The 21,689-nt window shown below is 64.8% G+C and carries 28 protein-coding genes and 1 pseudogene; 6 read left to right on the top strand and 23 right to left on the bottom strand.

Annotated elements, in window-relative coordinates; translation table 11 throughout:
• Window positions 1-2 precede the first annotated feature (2 nt).
• Both PGN37_RS14175 and PGN37_RS14170 read right to left on the bottom strand, forming a co-directional pair.
• A complete protein-coding gene (locus tag PGN37_RS14175; protein ID WP_335331661.1) occupies window positions 3-314 on the bottom strand; it encodes a hypothetical protein in 312 nt (103 codons plus the stop codon).
• An 11-nt stretch (window positions 315-325) separates the two neighbouring features.
• Window positions 326-949, bottom strand: coding sequence for a flavodoxin family protein (locus PGN37_RS14170; protein ID WP_335331660.1), 624 nt, complete (start codon window positions 947-949; stop codon window positions 326-328).
• Window positions 950-1,097: 148 nt separating this feature from the next.
• On the opposite strand from PGN37_RS14170, the gene PGN37_RS14165 reads away from it, so the two are divergent.
• Genes PGN37_RS14165 through PGN37_RS14155 form a run of 3 tightly spaced genes read left to right on the top strand, consistent with a single transcriptional unit; the run spans window position 1,098 to window position 2,763 of the window.
• Window positions 1,098-1,892, top strand: coding sequence for a hypothetical protein (locus tag PGN37_RS14165; RefSeq protein ID WP_335331659.1), 795 nt, complete (start codon window positions 1,098-1,100; stop codon window positions 1,890-1,892).
• Window positions 1,889-2,485, top strand: a complete 597-nt coding sequence (locus PGN37_RS14160) for a cytochrome c oxidase subunit 3 (RefSeq protein ID WP_335331658.1) — start codon at window positions 1,889-1,891, stop codon at window positions 2,483-2,485. The genes PGN37_RS14165 and PGN37_RS14160 overlap by 4 nt, the downstream gene beginning before the upstream one ends.
• Window positions 2,482-2,763: a cytochrome C oxidase subunit IV family protein gene (locus PGN37_RS14155; protein ID WP_335331657.1), complete on the top strand. Its 282-nt coding sequence runs from the start codon at window positions 2,482-2,484 to the stop codon at window positions 2,761-2,763. Before PGN37_RS14160 ends, PGN37_RS14155 begins: the two co-directional genes overlap by 4 nt.
• Here PGN37_RS14155 and PGN37_RS14150 read toward each other — a convergent pair.
• The 17 genes from PGN37_RS14150 to PGN37_RS14070 form a co-directional block, all read right to left on the bottom strand.
• Complete coding sequence (locus tag PGN37_RS14150) at window positions 2,727-3,032, bottom strand: DUF732 domain-containing protein (RefSeq protein WP_335331656.1); 306 nt, start codon at window positions 3,030-3,032, stop codon at window positions 2,727-2,729. The two genes, PGN37_RS14155 and PGN37_RS14150, sit on opposite strands and share 37 nt — an antisense overlap.
• A gap of 62 nt (window positions 3,033-3,094) precedes the next feature.
• A complete protein-coding gene (locus PGN37_RS14145) occupies window positions 3,095-3,400 on the bottom strand; it encodes a hypothetical protein (RefSeq protein WP_335331655.1) in 306 nt (101 codons plus the stop codon).
• 23 nt (window positions 3,401-3,423) lie between these two features.
• A complete protein-coding gene (locus PGN37_RS14140) occupies window positions 3,424-3,945 on the bottom strand; it encodes a hypothetical protein (RefSeq protein WP_335331654.1) in 522 nt (173 codons plus the stop codon).
• Window positions 3,942-4,379 carry a hypothetical protein gene (locus PGN37_RS14135; protein WP_335331653.1) on the bottom strand — a complete coding sequence of 146 codons (438 nt, stop codon included), beginning with the start codon at window positions 4,377-4,379 and terminating at the stop codon, window positions 3,942-3,944. The genes PGN37_RS14140 and PGN37_RS14135 overlap by 4 nt, the downstream gene beginning before the upstream one ends.
• Window positions 4,380-4,390: 11 nt before the next feature.
• Window positions 4,391-4,849, bottom strand: a complete 459-nt coding sequence (locus tag PGN37_RS14130; protein ID WP_335331652.1) for a hypothetical protein — start codon at window positions 4,847-4,849, stop codon at window positions 4,391-4,393.
• Between the two features lie 19 nt (window positions 4,850-4,868).
• Complete coding sequence (locus PGN37_RS14125; protein ID WP_335331651.1) at window positions 4,869-5,498, bottom strand: hypothetical protein; 630 nt, start codon at window positions 5,496-5,498, stop codon at window positions 4,869-4,871.
• Window positions 5,495-6,124, bottom strand: a complete 630-nt coding sequence (locus PGN37_RS14120) for a hypothetical protein (protein WP_335331650.1) — start codon at window positions 6,122-6,124, stop codon at window positions 5,495-5,497. Before PGN37_RS14120 ends, PGN37_RS14125 begins: the two co-directional genes overlap by 4 nt.
• 28 nt (window positions 6,125-6,152) lie before the next feature.
• The gene (locus PGN37_RS14115) at window positions 6,153-7,040 is read right to left on the bottom strand and encodes an MlaD family protein (protein ID WP_442932934.1); all 888 of its coding nucleotides are present in this window, start codon (window positions 7,038-7,040) and stop codon (window positions 6,153-6,155) included.
• A gap of 62 nt (window positions 7,041-7,102) precedes the next feature.
• Window positions 7,103-8,098 carry an MlaD family protein gene (locus PGN37_RS14110; RefSeq protein WP_335331648.1) on the bottom strand — a complete coding sequence of 332 codons (996 nt, stop codon included), beginning with the start codon at window positions 8,096-8,098 and terminating at the stop codon, window positions 7,103-7,105.
• Entirely contained in the window at window positions 8,095-9,174 is a 1,080-nt protein-coding gene (locus tag PGN37_RS14105; RefSeq protein WP_335331647.1) for an MlaD family protein, read from the bottom strand. Before PGN37_RS14105 ends, PGN37_RS14110 begins: the two co-directional genes overlap by 4 nt.
• Window positions 9,174-10,145 (bottom strand): MlaD family protein, encoded by a 972-nt coding sequence (locus PGN37_RS14100; protein WP_335331646.1) that lies wholly within the window; start codon window positions 10,143-10,145, stop codon window positions 9,174-9,176. Before PGN37_RS14100 ends, PGN37_RS14105 begins: the two co-directional genes overlap by 1 nt.
• Window positions 10,142-11,146: an MlaD family protein gene (locus PGN37_RS14095; RefSeq protein WP_335331645.1), complete on the bottom strand. Its 1,005-nt coding sequence runs from the start codon at window positions 11,144-11,146 to the stop codon at window positions 10,142-10,144. Before PGN37_RS14095 ends, PGN37_RS14100 begins: the two co-directional genes overlap by 4 nt.
• Window positions 11,143-12,267 (bottom strand): MlaD family protein, encoded by a 1,125-nt coding sequence (locus PGN37_RS14090; RefSeq protein ID WP_335331644.1) that lies wholly within the window; start codon window positions 12,265-12,267, stop codon window positions 11,143-11,145. The genes PGN37_RS14095 and PGN37_RS14090 overlap by 4 nt, the downstream gene beginning before the upstream one ends.
• Window positions 12,268-12,277: 10 nt before the next feature.
• A complete protein-coding gene (locus PGN37_RS14085) occupies window positions 12,278-13,126 on the bottom strand; it encodes an MlaE family ABC transporter permease (RefSeq protein WP_335331643.1) in 849 nt (282 codons plus the stop codon).
• The gene (locus tag PGN37_RS14080) at window positions 13,126-13,941 is read right to left on the bottom strand and encodes an ABC transporter permease (protein WP_442932933.1); all 816 of its coding nucleotides are present in this window, start codon (window positions 13,939-13,941) and stop codon (window positions 13,126-13,128) included. The genes PGN37_RS14085 and PGN37_RS14080 overlap by 1 nt, the downstream gene beginning before the upstream one ends.
• Before the next feature lie 54 nt (window positions 13,942-13,995).
• Complete coding sequence (locus tag PGN37_RS14075; RefSeq protein WP_335331641.1) at window positions 13,996-15,117, bottom strand: phosphotransferase family protein; 1,122 nt, start codon at window positions 15,115-15,117, stop codon at window positions 13,996-13,998.
• Between the two features lie 96 nt (window positions 15,118-15,213).
• Entirely contained in the window at window positions 15,214-16,209 is a 996-nt protein-coding gene (locus tag PGN37_RS14070; RefSeq protein WP_335331640.1) for a DUF7064 domain-containing protein, read from the bottom strand.
• A gap of 144 nt (window positions 16,210-16,353) precedes the next feature.
• Between PGN37_RS14070 and PGN37_RS14065 the strand changes: the two genes are divergently transcribed.
• Window positions 16,354-17,022 carry a TetR/AcrR family transcriptional regulator gene (locus PGN37_RS14065; RefSeq protein WP_335331639.1) on the top strand — a complete coding sequence of 223 codons (669 nt, stop codon included), beginning with the start codon at window positions 16,354-16,356 and terminating at the stop codon, window positions 17,020-17,022.
• On the opposite strand, the gene PGN37_RS14060 is transcribed toward PGN37_RS14065, so the two are convergent.
• From PGN37_RS14060 to PGN37_RS14050, 3 genes are all read right to left on the bottom strand, one after another.
• Window positions 17,019-17,828 (bottom strand): hypothetical protein, encoded by an 810-nt coding sequence (locus PGN37_RS14060; RefSeq protein WP_335331638.1) that lies wholly within the window; start codon window positions 17,826-17,828, stop codon window positions 17,019-17,021. The genes PGN37_RS14065 and PGN37_RS14060 overlap by 4 nt on opposite strands.
• A gap of 194 nt (window positions 17,829-18,022) precedes the next feature.
• Window positions 18,023-18,805, bottom strand: coding sequence for a hypothetical protein (locus PGN37_RS14055; protein ID WP_335331637.1), 783 nt, complete (start codon window positions 18,803-18,805; stop codon window positions 18,023-18,025).
• Between the two features lie 12 nt (window positions 18,806-18,817).
• Window positions 18,818-19,819, bottom strand: coding sequence for a spirocyclase AveC family protein (locus PGN37_RS14050; protein WP_335331636.1), 1,002 nt, complete (start codon window positions 19,817-19,819; stop codon window positions 18,818-18,820).
• 110 nt (window positions 19,820-19,929) lie between these two features.
• On the opposite strand from PGN37_RS14050, the gene PGN37_RS14045 reads away from it, so the two are divergent.
• Complete coding sequence (locus PGN37_RS14045; protein WP_335331635.1) at window positions 19,930-20,529, top strand: TetR/AcrR family transcriptional regulator; 600 nt, start codon at window positions 19,930-19,932, stop codon at window positions 20,527-20,529.
• Here the strand turns inward: PGN37_RS14045 and PGN37_RS14040 are convergent.
• Window positions 20,517-21,140 (bottom strand): TetR/AcrR family transcriptional regulator, encoded by a 624-nt coding sequence (locus PGN37_RS14040; protein ID WP_335331634.1) that lies wholly within the window; start codon window positions 21,138-21,140, stop codon window positions 20,517-20,519. The two genes, PGN37_RS14045 and PGN37_RS14040, sit on opposite strands and share 13 nt — an antisense overlap.
• 199 nt (window positions 21,141-21,339) lie before the next feature.
• Here PGN37_RS14040 and PGN37_RS14035 point away from each other — a divergent pair.
• Window positions 21,340-21,689: pseudogene (locus tag PGN37_RS14035) on the top strand (hypothetical protein); the annotation flags it as partial.

Below are 21,689 nucleotides of genomic sequence, written 5' to 3'. Positions count from 1 at the left end.
CCTCAACTCGTGGGTGGCTCGTAGGGCACCTCAGGGTGATCCCGGTGCCACTCCTCCGTCTTCCGCACGATTTTGCGGTGCCGCAAGGTGAGCCACGCGAATCCGGCACCGGCCAAGACCACCGCAAGGATCACTGCGACCACTCCGGTGGTGCGTGAGCCGTTGGCGAACGAGAACAGGGCGATCACCAAAGACAGCACACCGAGCCCGACACCGATCAGGCCCACCGCGTTCTTGCCCGCCTTCATCGTTTCACCGGCGAACTGACGGTTCGTGCGGGAATGGTCGACGGGATCTCGTGATGTATCCGGCATCATCGCTCCTCTCACTCGACGGGCGGGTACTGGGATTGCCGCAGTACCCGGGCGAGGTGCGCGGCGTTACGCGCGACCATCGCGTTGGTCGACGCGGTGGCCTCAGGCACCTCGTCCAGATCCTTGTAGTCGGTCGAATTCATCGCGGGGCCGTTCCAGTACGTCGACCCCTGCGCAGGGATCGTGTAGCCGATGTCGTTGAGCGCCTGGAACATATCGGCGGCGATCTTGTGCGCGCCGTCTTCGTTGCCCACGGCCGCAACGATCGCCACCTTGCCGAACATCGCGGGCCGCCCCTGATCGTCATTGTTCGACAGTTCGGCATCCAGCCGTTCGAGCACTCGTTGCGCCACCGACGACGCATGGCCCACCCACGTCGGCGTGCTCACCAGCAGGATGTCGGCGGCCAGCAATTTCTCGCGAATCTGCGGCCACTGATCACTGTCGCCCATATCGGCATCGGTGCCCGGCGCGATGTTGTAGTCCACACAGCGCACAACGTCGCAGTGCACATCGTGAGCACGCAGGGTCTCGAACACATGCTCAACGATGAGCGCACTGCTCGACTCGGCCGGACTCGGTTTCAGGCTGCATACCAACGCAACCGCGCGTATCGACGTGCCACTGTCAGCCATGATGGAGCGATACCCGAGGCCCTACCCGCCAAACGGTCAGCGACGGCGGGTCACAACTCAGTCATCGTCTCTACGCACCCCGTGTCGTCCGCAGATGAATCATCACTCACTATTGAAAACCAATTCAAATTGTGGCTAAAGTCGCAGAGTGGACGGTCTCAGGGAGCATGCGCACGTGGATGTCCCGGCCTCGGAATCTCCGGAACTGGCCCGCGAGCGTGACCTTCGCGCCCGCATCCAGATCGGGGCGGCGTGGTGCGGAGTCGCGTTCATCGTGGCGTTCTTCGCCGGTTGGGGTCTGATCGCCGGGTTCATCCCTGCCCCGTCCCCGGTCAAGCCGCAGGCCGAGGTCGTCGCCTACTTCACCGACAACCAGTACCGCATCATCACCGGGTGCATCGTCACGATGGGCGGCATCATGTTCCTGGCGCCGTTCACGTCCGTGGTGGCCGCACAGATGCGCCGCATCGAGGGACCGTCCCGGGTCTTGGCGAACACCCAGGTGTTCTCGGGTGCAGTCACCGCGGCTGTCGCGACCGTGTCGTGCCTGATCTTCCTGGTCGCCGCGTACCGTCCTGACCGCAATCCCGACGTCACCGAGATGCTCAGCGATTTCGGCTTCACGACCTTCATCGGACCGTTCGCCCCCGCGTTCGCCCAGTGTGTCGTGCTGGCGTTGGCCATCTTCTCCGACCGCCGACCGCAACCGGTGTATCCGCGCTGGGTGGGCTACGCGAACGCATGGTCTGCGGTGCTGTTCCTGCCTGGGCCCGTACTGTTCTACTTTCTCAGCGGACCGTTCGCGTGGAACGGAGTCGCCGCATTCTGGATACCTGCCAACGCGTTCGGGGCGTGGTTCCTGATCATGACCCACGCGACGATCTCCGCGGTCCGCCGCGAGCGCGAAGACCTCCGGCGCACCCACCCGGCGGAGCGGCGATGACGATCACCGATCTGCCCGGCACCACAGATCCGGCGGCTCCCCGTGTTCCCGGCGAACCAGGCATCTGGTTCGTGACCTTCGGCGACCTTCTCGCATTCGGCGCACTGTTCCTCACGTTCATGTACTACCGGGCCGAGGCGCCGGCCACCTTCGCCGCGGGTCAGGCCGCGATGAACCGCGATATCGGCATCGTCAACACCATCGTTCTACTCACCGGGTCATTGGCTGTTGCCCAAGGGGTTCACGCGTACCGGGCGGGAGCGCGTCGCGTCGCCGACCGAGCCGTGACGGCGGCGATTCTGTGCGCATCAGTGTTCCTGGTCCTAAAATCCGTCGAATGGGCCCAGAAGCTCGCGGCCGGAATGGCGCCCACGACCGACATCTACTTCCTGCTCTACTACACGTTCACCGGCATCCACTTCTTCCATGTGGTCGTCGGCACCGTGATCCTCGTCTACATGCGGTCCCTGACCCGGCGCGCGATTCCCGACGCTCGCGACACTCAGGTCATCGAAAGTGGCGGCGTCTTCTGGCATTTGGTGGATCTGCTGTGGGTTGCCATGTTCGCTCTGTTCTACCTGGTGCACTCATGACGGTCGCCACCTCTCGCGTGTTCGTGCCGCGACGGACTCTGCTCGTCTGGGCGTTGCTCGTCGGCTTCACGGCGACGACATGGGCCATCGGCGGGCATCAATTCTTCTCGCCGACCGTGGTCACTGCGTTGGTGCTCGGGATCGCGATCGTCAAGATCCGCTTCATCGGGTCGGACTTCATGGAATTACGTTCGGCGCCAGGTGCTCTGGCCCGGAGCTTCGACCTCTACCTGGCCATCCTCTACCTCGCACTGATGGGCTTATACACCTGGCTGTGACGCGCCAGGTCTGAGTACTGCGGGCAGTACTCCGTTGTCGCGAGGACGAAGAACTGCCGGGCTTGGTCAGGCTCGACGCGTGTGTAGCGGAGGATGCGTTCCAGCACCTGCTGTGGGTCCCGGCCGCGCCGCAGGAAGTAGCAGGCGGACTCGGCGGTGCTGACCAGATTGGGCGCCGATTGCGGAAATCCCAGTGCGTGAACGGCATCGACGAAGGACGCATCGTCGGCCCGTGCCACCGGAGGGGATGCCACAGCAATCGTCGTCACCGCGACGACGGCAACGAGATGCCTCCAGCCCCGGCGCCGGTGCGCGCACCTGCGGACCGATGTCATTGCGGGCACAGGGAGATGAACGCCAGTTGCGTCACCACCGGGTCGACGTAGGTGACCGGAGACCCCACGAGTCCGGCGCGGCGTTCGTCACAGGCGTACCGGCCGAGCGTCAACAACTCACCGTCACTGCGGAACGACGTGGGGTTCCGACTCACGGCGAACACGCGGCGCAGCTGCTCCAGATAGTGGATCTCGTTCGGCGCCAACGGGGTCAGCGGCTGTGCCTGCGCGGGTGAACACACCGCGATGCCGACCGTCGCGACTCCCAGCAGCAGCGCCGCCCACGATGTTCGACTCGTCATCTCGTTCTCCTGCCATCCAGCCGTCACGGCGGACTCAGCCACGTGTGCGTGGGCGTGATGTAGAACCTGAAAGGGCCACGGGAGCAATACGTGCTCGTGTCCGCCATGGTGGCGCATCGGGTCCCGTTGTATTCGAGGTATGTGCGCGGCGGAAGTGCGCGCTCCGCTCTGCCCGGCGGGAACTGGACACCCAGCAGCCAGTCGTACCGGATGACGATGTTGCCGTTGACCCACCCGATGTTCGTCGTCCCTGGTGGTGCACCGCGAATGTCGCCGGAACACCCGAAGCTGCCCCGGTCCCAGATACCGCAGTTCAACCCGAGCGGGGTCGAGAACCACACGCCGCCGGACGATGCGGTGAAATAGTCGCTGTAGGTGGCCTTTTGGTAGTAGTTCAGGATCAGGTTGTCCGGCGGGTAGGGACTCGACGGCGATCCGCTGTTCGGCTGCGCCTGCGCCGCCGGCATCAGCGCGGCCCCGAGGCCGGTCGCGCAGAACACGACAACAATCCATCGGGCCGGCCGCAGACGTGCACGGCCCGTCATGGCAGATTGCCCGGCGAGGACTCGTTCTCCGCTCGGTGCGCCACACTGCCGTAGCAGGTGGCGTTCCCGACGTCGAGGATGCTTTCGCACAACAGCTCGCTCCCCACCCAGATCCTGACCGTCACGAAGTGGCCCTGCAGAACTCGCCCGACCGTTGCGGCTGTCCGGAAGTTCGGACGCCAGTCGGCACGAAGCTCGGCGCCGTCACCCGTCGGACTCGCGGCATCCGCCACAGGTACCGTCAATCGCCACGGCAGCACGACGTCGCGCAGCAGGTGCTTACCGGCGGTGTCGCGATACTCGACACCGGCGAGCGCACCCACCGAGTCGGAGAAGATGTCGTAGGTGACGGTGTCCTCCGCCTGGGCAGGCGGCGCCAGCAGCACCACAATCAGACCGACCACCGCCGACGCGACAGCACCACGGTGCTTCATGCCAGGGTGTCTCATGCCGCCAGCACCACGGTCGTGAGGATCATGTCCTTCTGCGCGTTGTACAGGGCACTGACGCCGAGGTCGGTGTACGAGCAGTCAGGGATCTTCGTGAACCCCTGCAGAAGAACGGCTTTGATCGAGTTGGCAGTCTGGTTCGCAGCACCGGAGAGGATCGTGGCCTTCGTGCCGCCGTAACCGAGGTCGTGCAGCACCGGGAGCGCGTCGGTCTCCGGGACCGCGCGCGAGGCATGGTTCAGCCACGCGTCCGTCGTCGCGTTGATCGCCTCCGCAGCCTGGTCGACCACCGGGTTGACGTGCAGCGGTGGGCATCCCGCACCGCGGGCAGCCAAGACCGCGCTGCGGAGAGCATCGGTGACATCCGCTGCGGCTGGAGGCGCCACGGCCACAGCGACGGCAAGCAGCGCGACAACCGACAGCGCTGTCGCACGGCCGTACGGTGGCGACATCATGTGCCCTCCCTGTGCGGATTCATTCGCAGACATGTGAGCGGTGGATGTCGCTTCCCCACCGCTTGGCCTTCAGGACCGACGGTCCGGTGAACCAGTCGGGTTGGTGGGCCAGGATCCCGTTGTTGACGTTGGAGAGCTGCTCCCACAGCTTGAAGAACGCCTCACCTTCGTAGATCGGAAAGTAGAGGTCGCCGAAGCTGTTCTGTGCCCGGGTCAGCGACAGGGCGCGCGGAGTGAGGTAGTCGACGGCGTGACCGATGTTGCCGGTGACGATGTCGACCTGCTGCTGGATGCCATCCCGGCTGTAGTCGAAGTCCTTGCCGTCCGGGCCGATCCGGTTGTACTGCAGCCTGTCGATCTGCGCCCGCAGCGTGGCGTACTGCATCGTGTACCACTGGCACATCTCGTCCATCGCCCTGACGTCGGCGGGGGTGACCGCGTTCTTCGTCTGGTCGTACGGGAACGGGTACTTCGGCGTCCACCCGGTGACCTGCGGAACGACGACCGGGAGGGGCCGGATCAGCGCGCTGTCCGACGGCACATCGGGTACCGGGACGATGTCGTTCGGATCGGCGTGCGCTGCCGGGCTCGCCATGGCGGCGACCACCGACCACAGCCAGGCACACAGGACGAGAGCGGAGCGCTTCACTTCGGGCCGATCGCCGAGCCGATTCCGCCCACATCGGTGATCTGCCATCCGTTGTTGCTGTCGATCGTCGTGCTGTAGGTCGCCGTCGACTGCAACGCCTCGGGCGCCTGCACGGTCTTGGTCTGCACACTGACGAAGCTGTCGACCACGTAGATTCCGCCGGTGTTAGACCTGACCTTGGCGACCAGTGGTTGCGCGGTGGAATGCCATTGCAGCGGAACCAGAACCTGTTCCATCGATGTGCCCGCGTCCGACAGCTTCTTGCTGAGCTCTGGGCTGGTGCCCGCGATCAGCTTGACGTGCCAGGCCTGGAGGTCCTTGAAATCCATCGTCGCGGCGTTGACCGCATAGTCGAGTGCGATCTTCTCGGCGTGCGCCTCGTCGGCGGCGCGGGCGTTCTGGGCGTTCACCTGCCGGCGGGCGTCGAGGTACAGCCAGCCGAGCACCGCCACCGCGACGGTCAGCACGGTGATCACTGCGCCGACGGTGAGAGTCCGCAGGCTGATCGACACCGATCCCCTGCGGCGCACCGTCTCGGTGCCCTCGGATCCGGCGGCGGTGCCGACGTCTGCCGAGTCGTCGACGTCGTCGGTAGCCGCCTCTTTCGTGGTCTCCTGGATGGTCATCGTCGTGCCTTTCTGATCGACGTGGATGTCATGGCCTGACCCGCAGGGTGATGGCGCCTTCAGCGGGAACCTGCTGCAGGAAGTGATCCAGGATCTGGCCGCTGTCGAAATTCATCAGCACGCCGGCGATCTCGTTGAGCTTGGGCTGCATCGCCTCTCCGAGGATCTTGAGGTCACCACCGCGGTCGTCGAGGAAGCTCTGCAGTCGCGCGACGAGGTTGTTCAAATTGCGGATCTTCTGCGGGGCATCACGGCCGAACAGCACCGGCAGGTGTTTGAAGAAGTCCTGACCATAGATGCCAAAAGTGTTGAGGTCGGGCACGATCGCCGTGATGTCGCGGCTGACCCACTCGGAGTTGACCAGCAGTGTCTGGAAGTTCGACAGCAGTGCCCGGCCTTCGCCGTTCAAGCTGTTCAGCATCGTGTTGAACGTGGTGCTCGTGCGCGCCAGGTTGGGCAGCACACGGGCTGGGTCGGGCAGGGCGGTGTCGGCTTCGTTGATGATGCGCGACAGAGCATCCGGGTCGAGTTGGTGCAGCACCCGCACGACGCTGGTCGCCAGTTCGGAGATCGAGGGCGGTTGAACCACCGATTCGGTGGCGATGCGCTGGTCGTCGTGCAGCAGCTCACCGCCCGAACTGCGGGGACGGAGCTCGATGTAGGTCTCGCCCAGCGCCGAGAGGTTCTCGAGGCGCACCTCGGTGTCCACGGGGATCGGGAACCGACCATCCACGTAGAAGCCGACATTGGCGGCTCCGATGGATGTCGTTGTGCTGGTCACCTTTCCGACCGGGACACCCCTGAGCAGGACGTTGGAGCCGACGACGAGCCCGTTGATCTCCGGGACGTCCATGGACAGCGTGGTTCGGTCCGACGGCGGAGTGATCCGCAGCCCCAACGAGGCGAAGTACACCATCACGACGGCGATGATCGCCCCGAAGGCCAGGAACGACAGAGCATCACGCAGTTTGAAGACCGTCACTGCGCTGCTCCCAGAATCCTCAGGACGTCACCCACGTTGCCCGACAGCTCTCGGCCGTCGGGACCGATGATCGAGGTGATGTTGATCGCCGGGTACTTGTCGACGGGCAGGAAGAAGTCGGTGAACAGCTGCCTGTATTTGGGGATCTCGGTCTCGGTGGCGACCTTCGATTGCTGCAGTGCCCCCGTCGAATCGGCCAGCGAGTTGAGGAAGGGCACCAGCCAGTAACCGCCGAGGGTGATACTCCCGATTCCAGGGAGGATCGTTCCGATGTAGTTCGCCACGCCGATCATGTGCTCGAATCCCCGCTGCCCCGTGGGTGAGAACCAGTACTGGAGCTGTGGGATGTGGCTGTTGACCACTGCCGCGGTCTTCGATGCACCGTCGAGGAGCTGGTCGACCTTGTCGAGGTTGGTCGACAGTGCGGACAGATCGGTCTCGACGCGGGTGGTCAAGCGGCGCACCTCATCGCTGGAGGGCATGACGCGGTTGAGCCGGATGACGGAGTTCTGGGCGCGTTGGATCGAACCGCTGGAGACGAAGTTTGCCAGGCTCGCGATGGTGTCTTCGAGTTGTGGCGGCGAGGTGGTCTGCGCCAGCGGGATCGCGCCGCCGGGGTGCACCGCGGGCGCCGGTGCCGCGCCGGGCGTCGGCCGCTCGAGGGCGACGTAGATGTCGCCGAGCACAGTCGCCTGCTGCAGCACCGCGTGGATATCCGAGGGGATGACGACACCGCGAGCGATGCGAGCCGTGACGTCGACATCGTCGCGGGTGAGCGCCACCTCGGTGACGACACCGACGGTGACGCCGTCGAGCACCACCTTGGCCCGGTCCGGCAGGTTGAGCGCGCTCGCGAACTGCATGACGACGTCGTACCCGTCGTCGTAGGACATGCCGGGAGCCGGGATGTCGTTGACGTCGACGGCTGCGCATGACGAGACGAGCAGAGCGGTCGCTGCGGCCGCCACCGCGGTCCGTACTCGCGCCCTCATCGCTGCGCCGCCTGGGTCAGAACATATTGCAGGAGAGCGACATCCACCGCATACGGAGTGCCCTTGACGTTCGCGCAACTGCCGGGCATCGAGGCGTTCATGATGTTGCACTGCAGGACCCCGTCGGGCGTCCGCAGCCGGTACAGCGGCGGACGGTAATACAGCGTGAAGTCGTGATTGTTGGCGAGGTTGGCCAATCCGTTCAGGACCCGCGGCGCCACGTTCAGCAGGCTCGCGTAGTACGGCGCGCGGGGGCTCGCCTTCCGGACTGCGACCGAGGTGGCGTCGAGCAGTTGCTGGACCTGGGGGCCCAATTCGGCTTCGATGCTCGACGCGGCGTTGATGACCGGAAGGATTCCTTCGAACGAGTCGCTCGCGCCTTTGAAGGTGTCGGAGGCCTCGCGGGCCACCGACGTGGCCGCGTCGTCGAAGACGCCCTGCATGGTCGGATTGAGGTCGACCAGCATGGTCGTGAGCTGCCGCAGATTGGTCGTGATGGAGCCGAGGTCCCCGATGGCTTGATCCGGCGAGTCCATCACAGCCGATGTCGTGGTGAGGAGGTCGCGGGCGGGCGCTCCCTGATTGCGCACGGCCTGGTCGATTCCGTCGACGACCCGACCGATGTTGTCCGACCCGGCGGGGTTGATGGCGTTGATGAAGGTGGTCGAGGATCCGATGACCTCGGACAGACTCTTCGGTGTCACCGAACGGTCGAGCGGGATACAGCTTCCGGCCGCGAGATGCTCCGAGGTGTCGTCGTCGCCGACGAGCTCGAGCGCCCTGTCGGCCAGGATGGAGGTCGACCTCGTGACCGCCGTGACGTCGTGAGGGATCTGCTGACTGCCGTCGATGGAGAAGTCCACCCGCACGGATTGCGCGGACGGCGTTATCGCATCGACCTTTCCGATGGGGAAGCCGAGATGTGTGACCGGATTGTCGACGTAGAGGCCGACGCTGTCGGGCATGATCGCGCAGAAACTTCTGGCCTCGTCCCGGTTTCCCGTCGTGCACGACGTGGCGCCGATGGCGGCGGCTGTGACGGTGAGCGTCGCGAGTGCTCGGCGCATCGCGGCCATCAGCACGCGCTCCCCGGAACGGGCACGCAGAGATCTGTTGCCAGCAGCGCCGGTTCCGCGTTCTGCGCGTCCAGCACCCGGTCGAACAGATTCTGAACTCGCTTGAGCCCCCGGATGATCAGACCGTTTCGCTCCACGAACAACCGGCCCTTCTCCAAGAAGGAGCGCACCTTCTCGACGAATTCGATGCGGTGTGTCTCGTAGAAGTCCCCCAGGGGTTTGAGCGCGAGGAGCACGTCGCCCAAGCCCTGCAGCGTCTGGGAGAACCCCCTGTCGTAGATCACCAGGGTCTGGGTCAGGATCGACGCCTTCCTGACCAGTTGCGCGAACTTGTCGCGGTACGCCGACAGGGATCGGATGTACTCGTCGGAGAGGTTGAGGATGCTCGTCACCTGGCCGCGTTGCCGTTCGACCGTCGACATCAATGCGTTCCCGGCATCGATCACCGTCGAGACCACCTCGATGTTGGTGCCGCTCAATCCCTGCGCGACCTGATCCAGGGATTCGTTGACGGGGCGTGTGTCGACCCCGGTGGTGATCTTGGTGGAGTCGGTGAGTGCTCGAACCAGGCTGTACGGCATGGTGACTCGCGACTTCGGTATCACCTGGGCCCCCAAGGGGACGCTTCCCATCGAGGCGATGTTGACGTAGTAGCCGCCGACCACGGTCAGCATGCGGACGTCGACCTGCGACTGATCTCCGACGAATGCGTCATCGTCGATCTTCGCCGTCACGCGCACCTCGTTCGGCTGCAACGCCAGGTTTGTGACCGTTCCGACTTTGATGCCCGCCATCCGGACGTCGTCACCCGTGCGGATCGCATTCGCGTCGTCGGTGTAGAAGGTGACGATCTTGTTGGTGCCCGGCTCGTTGGCGTACAGGTAGGCGAGAACCAATGCCACCACCATCGCGCAGGCCATCGCGCCGACACCCCAGGTGATCGGACTACGCAGAGCTGCCTTGACTTTCATCGGTTGCACAGCACCACCCGCTGGCCGTTGAGTAACACATCCATTGTTTCCGGTAGCTGGAAGTTGCCGTGCGAGCACGGTTCCAGCGCCGAACCGTCATCGCCCGGAGGGGGGATGTTCTCGTTGATGACGGGTACCAGCTTGAAGGCGTCGAAGAAGTTGTCGAGGTTGCTCGAGGCGCGGTCCAGCGCCTCGTCGACGTTGATGCCGTTGCGGAAGCCGGCGTTGTGGAGCAGCCGCGTCGTGGGATCGAAGAAGTCCTTGCTGTAGAGCAGATCCTTGCGGAATTCGTCGAGGATCTTGTTGGCGCTGTCGATGGGTTGATTCGCCAGATCCACGAGGTGGATGAACTCGTCCGACGAGCCCCCGATGGCATCCGCGATGCCTGCCAGGTTGTTCATGAGTGTCGCCACGACCTGCTGGCGATCGGACACGAACTGCGTCAGCCGCCTGATGCTGTCGAGCAGCGGCGCCAAGCCGCTGCCGTCCCCGGTCAGGAAGGACGCGGCGTTCGCCGTGAACGTGTTGATCTCGTCAGGGCTCAAGGTGGCGAGCACGGGCTGTAATCCGTTGAACAATGCGGTCACATCGAACGACGGCTGCGTCATCGAGGTCGGGATGTCGGTCACCACGTCCTCCGTGCGGTATCCCTCCACGGCATTGGTCACGTCGACATAGCGGACACCGGTGAGCGCCTGGAACTTGATGGCGAGCCGGGTGACGCCGACGATGCCGTACTTGTCGTCGAGCGTGAAGACCACGCGAGCGACGTTCTGCCCGTTGGTTCGTGCGAGCTCGACACTCTTGACCTTTCCGACGCGGACGCCACGCACCCGCACGTCACCGTCGGGATGCAGACCGGATGCGTCCGTGTAATCCGCGGTGTAGGTGCGGGTGGTGACCGCGACGGGATTGGTGAGCGTGTTCTGCAGCAGGACGAACAAGGCGATCGCGACGACGATGGCCAGCCCCATCCGCCACGCGGTGGCGATCATGCTCATGGCGTTGCCTCCGTCGTCACACCGAGCGGGGCCGCCACACCGGGCAAGCTGTCCAACAGGATTCGGACCGACACGGCGCGCTGTTCACCGTTTCCGGCGTAGAGCCGCTCGAAGCGGGTGCGCAGTTCGGCGAGCTTCTGCGCGACGTCTTGCGGGCGCAGCAGCACGGGGCCCGTGTCGGTGATCGCGGTGATCCCCAGGATGAGCGGAGTCAGATCGTCGACGTGACTGCTGAGAAGCTTGCCCACGGCGCCGAAGAGACCGTTCTGCACCACATCCAGGGTGACCAGGAACTGCTTCTGGTAGTAGTCCTCGGAGAAATCGCCCAGGTCGGGAACGCGCGCGGCCTGCAGGTACGGGGATTGCAACCTCGGGACACTGGCCGCGGCACTTTCGTCGATCACCTGCCCCGGGTAGTAGTCGAACTTGATCAGCCGTGTGCCGACGGTCAGCACCGAGTCCGCGAAGGGCGGGAACGCCGCGACCGCTGTCGCCAGATTGGTCAGCAGCACGTCGGTGGGTACGGTCTGCACGGCATCGACCGCTCTGGCCATCGTGACCGCCGACTCCACGGCCGGATTCAGACCGTCGGCATACCGGGTGGCGCGGTCGATGACGGAGATGAGTTGCGGTGTCAGAGAACTCGCCGACACCGACCCCATCTGGTTGAGCAACTCGGACAGGGTGAAGTTGCCCGTCGGCATCAGCGACAGGTCCGCACCGTCGTGGAGGACCCGACCACCCGCGTTCGGGGTGACGTTGACCCCGGGCACACCGAAGTAGTTGATCGGGCGGAAGTCGATGCTCATGGCGTCGGTGAGGCCGCGGGTGGGTTGAGCCTGTAGTTCGGTGTCGAGCCGCACGCCACCGGAGGCGGTACTGCTGACAGCGGTGACCTGTCCGACCGAGACACCGTGGAGAACCACCGGCGTGCCCTTCTCGACACCCTGGCCGACATAGGGGGTGTTGATGACGACGGAGACGAATGCGTCAGGGTCGTCCGTCCACCGGCTGAAGGGTTTCGCCACCCCGAGATACACCACCAGTGCGATGCACAGCAGCACACAGCCGCTGATGGTCAGCAGGACCCGTTCCTGGTGTTGCTCTGATCCTCTCAACATGCGATACCCGCTAACCCCTGAAGACGAACTCGGGACGGATTCCCCAGAGCAGCACCGTGGTCGCGAAGTCCAGGACGACGATCGTCACGAGACTGGCGCGCACGGCGCGACCCGAGGCCTGGCCGACGCCGACCGGACCACCCGAGGCGAAATATCCGTAGTAGCAATGGATGAGCGTCACCGCCACGCAGTAGATGGTCAGCTTGATCGTCGAGTACAGGAGGTCCATCGGGGTGAGGAACTGAACGAAGTAGTGCGTGTAGGTACCGCCGGGCTGACCGCTGAACGTCACTGCGACGAGCTCGATGGTGGCGAACACCCCCATGAGGGTCAGCAGGTATCCGGGTATGACGCAGGTGAGCGCACCGATCAGGCGAGTGCCGACCACGAACGGGATGGGCCGCAGACCGAGGGTCTCGACCGCATCGATCTCCTCCGAGATGCGCATGGCACCGATCTCCGCGGTCATCCGCGTGCCCGCCTGCGACATGAAGGCGATGCCCGCGACGATCGGCCCGAGGATGCGGACCGCGCCGACTCCGCCGATGATCCCTGAGAGGGAACCGAATCCGAGGATGTCGAGAATCGCCAGTGCTTCGATGCCCAGGGAAGCGCCGGTCGCCACGCCCAAGATGAGCAGGACGCTGATCGTGCCGCCGTCGACGATCAGCGCACCCCGCCCCCACGCCATGTTGATGGTCGCGGCCAACGTCTGCCGGGTGTACTTGCGCAGTGTCAGCGGGAGGTAGAAGAACACCTGACCGATGAACAACGCCCAGTGCCCGATTCCCAGCAGCGGCTTCTTCACCGCCCGCACGGACCGCGTCAGCGGGTATCTCAGGGTGGCCGGCGCCGACATCACGCCACCGCCGTCGGGAAGAACATCGTCGCGATCTGCGTGATCGCGAGGTTGGCGAACAAGATGAGCACCACGTTGATCACCACAGCTGCGTTGACGGCGTCGGCCACGCCGCGGGGGCCGCCCTTGGCCTCCATCCCCCGCATCGCCGAGATGACGGCGACGATCGCGGCGAACACCATTCCCTTCGCGAGGGCGAAGTACACGTCGGTCATCTTGGCGAAGGTGCCGAACGAAGCCCAAAAGCTGCCTGGTGCAACGTCGTTGACGGTCACCGAGAGAAGGAAGGCGGACGCTGTGCCCGATACGATGATGACCAGCGTCAGGATCGGTGCGATCAGCAGCAGGGCCAGGAACCTGGGCACCACCAGGCGCCGCACCGGATCCACGCCGAGCACTCGCATGGCGTCGAGTTCCTCGCGGATGGCACGCGCACCGAAGTCCGATGCGATCGCCGAGGCCGCCGCACCTCCCATCAGCAGTCCAGCGGTGACGGGCGCGCCCTGCCGAAGCACGCCGACCCCGCTCGCCGCGCCGAGGAGAGCCGTCGCACCCAGCTGGGACACCAGCCCCGACACCACCACCGTGACGATCCCGCCGATGGGGATGGCCATCAGGATCGCCGGTGTCGCAGTCACTTTCAGGAGCGCCCAGGACTGCCACAGGAACTCACCGAACGGCAACCGGAACGTCAGCGCATCCTGCACCGAGTAGCGCACGACGTCGACGGCGAGATGGATCGCGCGCCCGGTGGTCCCGGCCGACTGCACGGGAACCGACCTGAGCCTCGCCGCCGTGCGGCCACCTGATCTCAGCGAGGCCGATGTGCGTGCCAGTCCGAAACTAGCCACGTGTCACTGAGGGGGTCGTCATCGCGCCTCGACATAACTGGCCGATTCACCCTGCGGTGCAGGAAGATCCAGCAGTGTGGCCAACAGCTGACTGGCCGGGTTCGACACCGGCATCTGGTGGTCGGCAGGAAAGGCCCCCACACTGATGAGCAGGTTGCCGGCCCGCACCATGATGATCGACAGGCGAAGTGCAGCGAAGGCCTCGTAGAACGCGACATGGCGCGCGGTCCGGCCGGTGGCGCGCTCCCACGCCGCGATCAGCGCCTGGCCGTCGGGTAGGCCCTCGGGAATGGGTACGCCGATGCCCTCCGAGTAGTACCGCACCAGCAGGATCAGCCACCCCAGATCCATCTCCGGGCTGGCGATGCAGGCCATCTCCCAATCCAGCACAGCGGCCACCGACAGGTCGTCGGGGCGGTACATGATGTTCCCGATCCGGGCGTCTCCCCAGTTCACCGTCAAGTCTTCACCCTCGGGCTTGTTCGCCTTGGCCCACTGCAGGGCAGCCTCGACCGTGGGGCTGCTCTTCCCGTCACGTGATGCCCAGCGGTAGAAGTCCTCCCAGTAGCCGAGTTGCTGGTCGATGCCCGTCGGCCCGTACTGCGGCTTGTCCAGGAGTTCACCGAGCCCCAGGGCCTGCCAATCGACGGCCGCGACCTCGGCGACGACGTCGACCGCGCGGTCGTACAGCAACCCACGACGGCTGGGTTCCAGGTCGAGCACCCACCCCTCGAGCACGTACGGCGGGTCGTCGGGCGGGACATCGCCGTAGGCGCGGTCGAAGACGACGAACTCAGACCCCAGGACCGCCGGATCTGCCTCGTACCAGCGCGCTTTCGGCACCGCGAGTGCTGTGTGCTCGGCCAGGGAGCTCAGCAGCGTGAACTCCTTCTCGAGGTCAGGATCCATGAACACGCCGGGCTGGGGCGGGGCGACGCGAGCCACCAGTTCCGCTGTCACCGAGTTGCCGTTCTCTGTCCACGACGCCCGGAACAGGATCGTCGTCATCGACATGCCCGCCGACTGCGGGATGGACAGACCCGAGATCGCCACATCGTCGGCGGCCGGCAGCATGCGGGCCAACCAGGTCTCGAGTGCTGTCGCGGCGCTCGCTTCGTCAAGCGTGTTCAGAATGGCCATGGGATTTCTCCGCTCGTCGTCTGGTCAGGTGACAGTGGCCATCCCGGTTACGCGGTGGCCGAATTGGTTGGGCAGCAGTGCGTCTGGCTGACAGCGCTAGTGCGCCGAACGCATCGCCCGCTGGTACGTGTCGAACCAGATCTCCTGGTAGGTGCTGTGAGTGATGCGGCCCTGCTGGTCCTCCCAGCGGTACACCGAGTCGCGGAACGTCGCGTTGGGCCACGCAGGTATCGAGGCGCTGGCGATCGCCTCGCCCTGGAAGCGATACGACTCGCCGGTGTCGTCGACAGCCGTGATCTCCTGCTTCATCGCCATGTGCAGGCGTGGGTGGTACTCGAGGACGTTCCGGCGTACCGAGGTGATCGATCGTGACTCGGCACCGCGCTGCACCCATGCGTAGTGGTGCGATGGCCTGTCCCCCATGTCGTACAGACCCGCCCACCGCGGTTCGGTGTCCAGCGGCTCGAAACTGATCTGGTTGAAGATGAGGTCCGGTCCGAAATACATGGGCGACCAGCCCACCGGGGGAACCGGAACGGCGCCGCGCCGCTCGACCCGAACCTGATGCCAGGACCGATCCCTCGGCGCGTAGCAGTCGACGTCGTGCGTGATTCCGTCCAGCGTCAGATGTCCGGTCATGTGCATGAATTGCTCACTGCCGCCGGGGTTTCGCGAGACATCGCCGTGGTGGTCCTCCTCCCCCGGCATCACGTGCCCCCGCGCCAGAAGGGGTGTCACCGCATCGGCTCGCAGGTCGATCTCGGCCCGCCCGTCGTCGGCGGTGTACGTGATCCGCGCCGTCCGCCCGGGCTCGATGAACTCGATCGCCAGTCCGTTCTCGGTTCTGACGGTGTTGTTCTCGATCGTCGGCCACGGCATCGTGATCTCGTAGTCGAGAAAGGCCATGTCGTTGTAGTCGATGTTGTCGTTGCCCGCGAAGATGCACACCCCGCCCTGGGACAGCGGGAAGGCAGGCTGATACCGGACGTAGAGGAACCCACCGATCGCCGCCTCGGGGATCGAGAAGCCGAAGTAGTGCGTGTGGATGAGGTGGGGATTCCAGGCGTCCCCGGATGCCGGCAGGGGGGCCATCAGGTCGGTGGCTCCCGGATGAACGTGAAGCTTCCTCGAATGTGTTCCCGCGGTCACGTCAGTCCCTTCGTCGTGATCCAGCTCACCTGCACGGATGGAAATTTATCTAATACTGAATCAATTTTCAAGTGTGAATTGGCTTTCATGGGCGACAATATCGAGGTGCCGACGAAACAGCCCGGAAGCCAGTCCGGAAGCCGTAGCGAACGCAAGAGCCAGCGCACCCGCCGCATGCTGCTGGACTCTGGTCGATCCTTGGTGGCCGCGAAAGGTGTTGCGAAGCTTCGCATCCAGGACGTCACCGAGTCAGCCGATGTCGCGCTGGGCTCGTTCTACAACTACTTCGACTCCAAAGAAGCGTTCCTGGAGGCGATCTTCACCGAGAGCCTCCAGGAGCTCGCGGCCACCGTCGTCACCGACGAGAAGGAGTCCGTCGATCCCGCGGAGGTCGTGGCTCTCGGCTGCCTCCGCATCATCGACCTGGCCAACGTCGATCCCGACTTCGCCCGCCTGGTGGCCAACATCGGCCACTCCGATGCCCTGTTCGGACGAGCCCTCCACCCGTATGCACGGGTCGCCATCGAGCGGGGTCTCGAGAGCGGCCGGTTCGTCACTCCGGACATCAGCGTGCTCCTCACGTCGGTGATCGGGGGCGCCTTCGCCCTGATTCGAGAGATCCTGGAAAGCCGGCTCGACACCCACCCTGAGCGGGCATTCGCCCAGCAGGTGCTCTCCTCGATGGGCCTCGCCCCCGCAGATGCCGCCGCCGTGGTCGACAAGGTCGTTCGCGCCGAACAGAATCCACAGGACTAGCGAACCTCCGCCGGCTCCTGCGTCGGCGCCGGCGCGGTTCCGAAGATCGCCGCCTTGAGGATTCCGGCCTTGGAGGTGATGAACACCTCCTCCTCGGGCCGCCCGACGACGTGGGAGAGAACCCACACGCAGGTCAGCGCCAGTCCGAGCGTCACAAGCCAGGCGAAGTGGGTGACCCACAGCGAAGCGTTCAGATTCAGCGCCGTCCACACCGGCCACGCCGTCGCGCCGTTGCCGATACCGTCCGCCATCGGGATGAACGCGATGACCAGGGCGAGTCGCCAGCTCTTGAGGTGCGGGCCCATCTTGTAGATCAGCGCCCCTGCCGTCAACGGCATGATGGGATTCACGCACACCCACCACAGCGGCAATCCCCAGAAGTTCAGTGGCTGCGGACCGTAGTACTCGTAGGCACCCATCAGAACGCCAGGGCTCTCCAGCCAGATGTTGATGAACACGTCGATGAGGTACAGCTGGAAGACCGCCTTGCGCGTCACCCCGGTGCTGAAGACGCGGTACGCGAGGTAGGCCAGGCCGCCGACGTACCAGATGTAGACGAAGTTGATGAAGAGCGGGAAGTCGCGCCCCATCGACGAGAAGGTCGTCAACGTGGCCTGCTCACGGATGTAGGCCAACCCGAGCGTGTCGACGACCGGCTCGAAGAGGCACGCGATCCCACCGCCGATGAGGCAGTACATCAACAACGGGCCGCGGCCGGTCAGCAAATGCTTGATGGCGAAGAACACCATGACGACGACGGGTATCCCCAGGAAGATCGTGAAGATCACCTCGGGTACGAAAGGCATCGGCGTGGTGGGATGCGGTGGAATTGGTGGCGCTGCAAGCCAAATCGCGTGTCCGGACACTTCACTCCTTGGATCGGGGTACTCGCGCGCACCGGCAGCCGATGGGTCGGCGGCCGATGGTGGTGCCGGTCACAGCCCATGCGCAAACGCAGCGTAACCCTTTTTTGAATCTGTTTTCAAGAGTGAATTGTCATTCATTTCGCAGCGGGGACGCCTCGGCCCGGCACGACGACCAGCCGTGTCAGCAGTCCCACCGTGCCCGCGATGCTCACGACCACTGTCAGAGCGGCGAGATGGACGAGCAGCATCGGCGGATCATCGACCGAATGCCGTACCGACAGATACAGGATTCCGGAGCCGAAAAGCCCTGCCGCAAAAGCCATCGGCACCAGGGGGATCAGACACGCGTGGGCCAACCCCGTCAGCTGCGGCACCAGCCGGTAGAGCACGATCCCGCTGACCAATGCCGACATCGCGTTGGTGAAGCCGAGGAACATCGGATAGCCGAGAACGACGAACGGCTGGCTGTCCTGGTACTCATAGACTTTCAGCACGCTGACGTAGGTCATCTCGGCCGCGATCGCCATGGTCACGATGAACGCGTACATGGTCCACACCGTGCGTGCCGTGGGTCTGCGTGCGATGGTGCGCGCGACGAAGACGGTGGCGCCGCCGTAGAAGGCCAGGTATGCCGCGGGCACCCATATCGGTTGGTGGCTACCGAAAGTCGTGTACAGATGCCACTGCCCCTGCTCGCGGAACCACAGCCCGTACAGATGATCGAAGAGCGGCTCCATCAGGCAGGTGAGAGTGCCGCTGACGAGCACCCACACCGGCCAGACGATCGACTCGCGGCGGCACAGACGGACCACCCAGACGAGCACCCAGGCCGCGAGGGTGAAGGTCAGGATCGTGGCGATCCACTGACCCAGCGGCCAGACAGGAGAGTCGGTTCCCAGCGTTGTCACCGGCGCCATGGCATCCACCGATCAGCCCGGCAGCAGGTACGTCGGGAGATCGGCGTACGACGTGCCGATCAGCCCGAGCCAGTTGAACGGCAGGTGGTACACGAACACCAACGTGACCATGCAGAATCCGAGCACCGCGAGGTTGCGGACGTGCGGCCTCAGGGACGGACGCCAGCGCTCGGAGCCGACCTCGATCGGCGACTCCCCCTCCGGTCGCTCACCCGCTTCCATCCGGGCCCAGGTGAACACACACCCGACCAAGGCCACCAGGATCGACTCGTAGATGGGGAACTGATGGATCGCACCCGGCCAGAGGGTCAGAGGCTCATAGGTTTTCGCGAACGCGTAAGCATGGGTTGTCCTGATGACCACGTTCTCGACCACGAAGTCGAAGACGAATTCGGCGACGAAGATCAGCACGAACAACCGGAACTTGGAGATGGCCGGCCACCGTCGCCGGATGCGCGTGGCTTCGTGACACGCGACGATGGCCACCCCCGCACAGAAATAGATGTACATCGGCGGGCCCCAGATCAACGATTCCGCGTAGCGGCTCGGGGCATCCGTATTGTGGAACGGCAGGAAGCGGACCCATACCCCGCGGTTGACATTCGCACTGTTCCAAGCGAACAGGTACTGCTGCACATTGAGGAAGGCGTCTGCGACGAAGCAGACGATGCCGCCGATGACGAATTTCCCGTCGAGGCTCAACTTTCCGGTCGTACGCAGCGGCTTGACCACGCAGTACCAGACGAACAACGCCATCACCGCGAGACTGATCACCTCGAAGATCCGCAGCGCAACCAGCCGCCAGTCGGCCATGACGTCGGGCCCCACCCTCGGCGCCGGGGTGAATTCCTCGCCCGAGGTCACCCAACGCACCACGACGTCGACGCAGACGACGAACCACACGAGGCCGATGAGCGCCAGGCACGTCGCGGGCCCTTGGCGCCCGAGCGGCGGCGGGTCGGGCGCGATCCGCTCCTCGGTGGCCGGATTGCCGGCGCCTGCGGGCTGCGGCATGGGATGCACCTCCAGGTGACAAACTGGGCTTGATGTAAACAGTGGATGCAGAATGACGCCACATTGACTGGATTGTCAATCTCCCCTCGCAAAACGAGTAGTCTTCCGGCATGCCTCCGACGCCGCGCGCAGCCGCTCGGGAACGCATCGTGACGGCCGCCCGAGATCTGTTCCGCGTCAACGGAGTACGCGCGGTGACGATGACAGATGTTGCGCGGGAGGCCGGTTACAGCCGACAGATGGTGTACAAGGTCTTCTTCGATCGGCGGGAATTGATCCTCGCCTCGGCCATCGAGCGGATCGTCGAGATCGCCGACGACTCCGTCCCTGGCGCCGCAATCCCGGACGGCGACTTCCGGGAGTCCTTCGTCGATCTGTCCGTCCAGATCATCGAGATGCTGCGCAACGATCCCGAACTGTCGACGTTGCTGGGCGACGGAAGCCCCGTCACCGCACACGAGGCACTGTGGTCACCTGAACTGGTCGAGCGGGCGGTCCGCTTCTGGCGGCCCTGGCTGGACATCGGCCGCGCGCGCAAGCTGCTCCGCGACGACCTGTCGAATCGCGACCTCTCCGACTGGCTACATACCGTCTACGCGTCGATCATCCTGCGCCGCAATCTCCCTGAGGACGAGGAACGCGCGATGATCGAACGCTTCGTGATGACGTCACTGACGCTGGCCCGCGCGACAGACTCTCAGTTGCCGTAGAGCGTGCCGTTCCACATCGCGACGAGGGGACCGATCATCGCCTCCTCGTCGGTGAGGTCGGGGTCGACCCCCATCCCCGCGACGTGCAGCACCCGCTCGGTGCTCCAGAAGAGGGTGGCCGCCAGCGTTCGGCTCGGCAGATCCGTCGTGATCAGTCCCGACGCTCGCTCACGGTCGATCTCGACCGCACCCGCAGCGACGAAGCGCTCCACGACCGCGAGCCACAGCGTTTGCAGCGCAGGCTCGCTGTGCCAATGCTGGTTGGCAGCCTGCAGCACCGCCCGGTGCCGATGCCACGCCTGCGTGACCGCCCGGATGCTGCGCTCCAGCGCCGATGCCGGTGGATCGTCGGGCGAACGCTGCAGAAACGGCTGCACTGTTCCGAAGATGTCCTCCATCGCCGCCTCGAGCAGACCGCTGAGAACGGAGAACTTCGAGGAGAAGTAGAAGTAGAACGTCGCTCGGGAAACGTTCGCCTCTTTCAGGATGTGCGCCACGCTGATGTCGGCGAAAGACGTGCGCTCCATGAGCCGGGACGTCGCCGCATAGATGGCCTCGACCGGCACGCCGTTGAGGTCCACCGAGCGCGGCCGTCGCGTCACGTCCGTCATCGGAGTCACCTTACCTGCGAGAAAGCACGTTCCGAGCCTGCTGACCATCGAATCTAATCTATTTTCAGATTGCTATACACATTGTCTGGACACGGTGTTAGTGTGAGCCGGTGCACAGCGGAGGCGCCGCTGTGACGTGCTGGTCATTGAGGTCACGCCACCCGACAGCGCGAGTACTCCACAACGAGAGGTCGAGCCGATGAATCCCCTGTCGAACACGAATTGGGCGATCCTGGCCCAGGGCCAGGGCTGGCCGCCGAACATTCAGCCCGCCCCGGGCGACTTCAGCGTCAGCCTGGGCGCCGAGATCGCGTTCTTTCTCGTCGCCGGTGCGCTGGTGGTTGTGTTCGCCCTGCCCTGGGCGATCAGGGCCGCGGTCCGCAGCCGCAATTACATCCCGCTGATCGTCATGGCCAGCGGCCTCATCTGCAGTCTGCTCGAGCCCATGCTCGACCTGCTGGGCCATCTGCACTGGGCCAACAACCTGATGCCGGCGTTCACGAACTTCGGCATCACGGTGCCCCTCCTGATACCCCCGTGCTACGTGGC

Source organism: Mycobacterium kyogaense, from assembly GCF_036946525.1.
Lineage (GTDB): Bacteria > Actinomycetota > Actinomycetes > Mycobacteriales > Mycobacteriaceae > Mycobacterium > Mycobacterium kyogaense_A.
This window is presented reverse-complemented; position numbering and strand designations above follow the sequence as displayed.